Here is a 3,550-nt window from a genome sequence, read left to right on the forward strand (position 1 = left end):
GGTGAGCGGCTGGCCCGGCGCGCCGCGGCCCGTCGCGGCGATCGACCTCCTCCCCGAGCGCGTCCTCGGGGGCGACCGCGGCGCGGCGGCGATGTTGGTCGACCGGATCGTCACGCCCCTGCGGGGTGCGGACGCCTCCGTGGAGGACACCCTGCGGGCCTACCTGGACTCCGGCGGGCACGTGGAGAAGTGCGCCCGCGAGTTGTACGTCCATCCCAATACCGTCAGGTACCGCTTGAAGAGAGTGAGTCAAATCACTAAATTCGACCCCCTCACGGCGCGGGACGCATTCGTGCTGAGAATCGCGCTCGTCCTCGGGAAGTTCGCCGAACGAAGTACTCAAGAGGGCTAAATATTCACTCGCGCCACAACCTGTAACGAAACCGTTCCTTTCGGAGATGGACGGGCGGCCAGCTCGCAATTTGTGGGAACCCTACAAAATCCGGGGCTCGTTTCTGGCTTCGGGAACATCATCCGAACGGGGCCCGGCCGTGTTGTCTGATACCCGTGCTTTGCCTAACCGCCCCTGGACAAGGGTCACAGAAAGCCGGGATGCTCGCGCCCTGGCTCGAGCTGCCCGGCGCCTCCGACCGTCTCGCCGACTGGTCCGCGTCGAGCGGACTCGATCTCGAGCGCCTCGGCACCACGGCGACCCTGCAGGAGATCACCGACACCGCGGTGACCCAGCCGCTCGTCGTGGCCTCCGCACTCCTCGGCGCCGCGGAGTTGCGGCGACGCGGTCAGGTCCCCTCCGACACGCTCGTCGCGGGCCACTCGATCGGCGAGATCGCCGCACTGGCGATCGCCGGCGTGGTCTCGGAGGCGGACGCCTTGCGCCTCGCGTCCGTGCGCGGAGCGGCGATGTCACGGGCGTGCGCCGAGCGACCGACCGGGATGATCGCCGTTCTCGGCGGGGTCGAGGCCGATGTGCTGCTGGCCCTGGACAATGCCGGGCTCGCGCCGGCGAACCGGAACGGCGCGGGGCAGATCGTCGCCGCGGGCCCGCTCGAGGCCTGCGACGCACTCGAGCAGAACCCGCCCACCCGGGCGCGCCTGCGTCGGCTCGAGGTCGCCGGCGCGTTCCACACGAGCCACATGGACTCCGCCGTCGACGAGTTCCGCGCGCTGGCCGAGACCATCGAGGTCAACGATCCGGAGCTGACGCTGCTGTCGAACGCCGACGGCATGGCGGTCACCTCAGGCCGTGACGCGCTGAACCGGGTGGTCTCGCAGATCACCCACCCGGTGCGCTGGGACCTCTGCACGCAGACCATGCTCAAGCTCGGCGTGGACGCGTTCGTCGAGCTGCCGCCGTCCGGCGCGCTCGTCGGGCTGGCCAAGCGCTCGATGCGCGAGGTCGCCCGCCACGGCGTGACCGTCCCGGAGGACATCGAGACCGCTCTCGCGACGGTTCCCGCCCTCAGCGGGGCCTGAGGCCTCCCCCGACCACCCCCGTTCGTCGGCCGTCGTCGATGATCGGGTACGACAAACGTCCGTCGCGCCCGTCGGGCACGACATCACCCATCAGAAAGGACACCACATGGCACGCACCGAGGCCGAGATCATCGCAGGACTCGCGGAAATCGTCGAGGAGGTCACCGGGATCGAGCCGTCCGAGGTGACCCCCGAGAAGTCCTTCGTCGACGACCTCGACATCGATTCGCTCTCCATGGTGGAGATCGCCGTGCAGACCGAGGACCGATACGGAGTGGAGATCCCCGACGAGGACCTCGCCAAGTTGCGTACCGTGCAGGATGCGGTCGACTACATTCAGAAGATCGACCAGAGCTGATTTCCCGCCCCGCACGTCGGGGGCGGGGACGCGTTCAGGGCCGAAGGTGCGGTCGGTGCACCACGTCGAGCCCGCGTCCCTTCCCCGCGTGCAGGGCACTCCACAGATCGCCCCGCCCAGAGCGGGGCGCCGGGCACGAGGTCCGGAAACGGGACGGGGGTCCCGCTTCCGGTCATCGTCCGCCCACAAGCCAGTCCGGGGGTCCGTCACAGGTGCACGCTCCCTCCCCGGGACGTGCACCAAGGAAAGGACTGCACTCATGACCATCACCAGCGCTGTTGACCAGAACACCCAGATCGATCCGCGCGACCCCGTCGTCCGGCTCGAGAACCTCTTCGATCCCGCCTCGCTGGAGTTCATCACCGAACCCGACGCCTCGGGAGCCCTGGCCGCACGCGGCCTGATCGACGGTGAGCCCGCCATCGCCTACGCCACGGACGCCACCGTCATGGGTGGCGCCATGGGCCTCGACGGGTGCCGGCACATCGTCCGCGCGATCGATGTCGCGATCGACGAGCAGCTGCCCATCGTGGGCGTCTGGCACTCGGGGGGTGCCCGCCTCGCGGAGGGCGTCGAGGCCCTGCACGCCGTGGGTACCGTCTTCGAGGCCATGGTCCGCGCCTCGGGTCTGGTCCCCCAGATCTCCGTCGTGCTCGGACCCGCCGCCGGTGGCGCCGCCTACGGCCCCGCCCTGACCGACGTCGTCATCATGGCGCCGGCGGGCAAGATCTTCGTCACCGGGCCCGACGTGGTCCGCTCCGTGACCGGCGAGCAGGTCGACATGGAGGGCCTGGGCGGCCAGGACGTGCACCACCGCAAGTCGGGGGTGTGCCACATCGCCGCCGAGGACGAGCGCGACGCCCTGAACCGGGCCCGCCGACTGGTCACCCTCCTCACCGCGCAGGGTGAGTTCGACCAGCGCCTCCTCGAGGGCGACCACACGGACCTCGCCGGGCTGCTGCCGGGGTCGCCCAAGCGCGCGTACGACGTCCGCCCGCTCGTCCACGGCCTGCTCGACTCCTCCGAACTGGACGGCAACACCACGTTCGAGGAGCTGCAGTCCAAGTGGGCGCCCAGCATCGTCGTGGGCTTCGGTCGGATCGCCGGCCGCACCGTCGGCGTGATCGCCAACAACCCGCTGCGACTGGGCGGGTGCCTCAACTCCGAGTCGGCGGAGAAGGCGTCCCGTTTCGTCCGCCTCTGCAACGCCTTCGGTGTGCCGCTCGTCGTGATCGTGGACGTGCCCGGGTACCTGCCCGGCGTCTCGCAGGAGTGGGACGGCGTGGTGCGCCGCGGCGCCAAGCTCCTGCACGCGTTCGCCGAGGCGTCGGTCGCCCGCGTCACGCTCGTCACGCGCAAGATCTACGGCGGTGCCTACATCGCCATGAACTCCCGCGCGCTCGGTGCCTCCGCCGTGTTCGCGTGGCCGGACGCCGAGGTGGCGGTCATGGGCGCGAAGGCGGCCGTCGGCATCCTCCACAAGCGCACCCTCGCGGCCGCGCCGGAGGACGAGCGCGAGGCCCTGCACGAGCGGCTGGCCGAGGAGCACGCGGCGATCGCCGGCGGCGTCGGCCGCGCCGTGTCGATCGGGGTGGTCGACGAGGTCATCGAGCCGACCGACACCCGTCGTCGTCTCGCCGAGGCCCTGGACGCCGCCGCCCACACCCGCGGTCGGCACAAGAACATCCCGCTGTGACCTGACCCGTCGGGTCGGTCTCACGCACGAGAAGGCGCCCGCCCCCGGGAGATCCGGGGGCG

The 3,550-nt window shown here is 70.6% G+C and carries 4 protein-coding genes; all 4 read left to right on the forward strand.

Going from position 1 to position 3,550, the window contains the following annotated elements; all coding sequences use genetic code 11:
* Positions 1-352 (forward strand): PucR family transcriptional regulator (locus HMPREF3086_RS17440; protein WP_141764159.1); only part of this gene is annotated, 352 nt, incomplete at its 5' end.
* A gap of 155 nt (positions 353-507) precedes the next feature.
* A complete protein-coding gene (locus tag HMPREF3086_RS17445; RefSeq protein ID WP_083324515.1) occupies positions 508-1,434 on the forward strand; it encodes an ACP S-malonyltransferase in 927 nt (308 codons plus the stop codon).
* 106 nt (positions 1,435-1,540) lie between these two features.
* Positions 1,541-1,792: a meromycolate extension acyl carrier protein AcpM gene (gene acpM, locus HMPREF3086_RS17450; RefSeq protein WP_007629089.1), complete on the forward strand. Its 252-nt coding sequence runs from the start codon at positions 1,541-1,543 to the stop codon at positions 1,790-1,792.
* A gap of 259 nt (positions 1,793-2,051) precedes the next feature.
* Entirely contained in the window at positions 2,052-3,488 is a 1,437-nt protein-coding gene (locus HMPREF3086_RS17455) for an acyl-CoA carboxylase subunit beta (protein WP_070723213.1), read from the forward strand.
* Positions 3,489-3,550 lie beyond the last annotated feature (62 nt).

Origin of the sequence: Dietzia sp. HMSC21D01, assembly GCF_001815995.1 — a bacterium.
In the GTDB taxonomy this organism is placed as follows: domain Bacteria; phylum Actinomycetota; class Actinomycetes; order Mycobacteriales; family Mycobacteriaceae; genus Dietzia; species Dietzia cinnamea.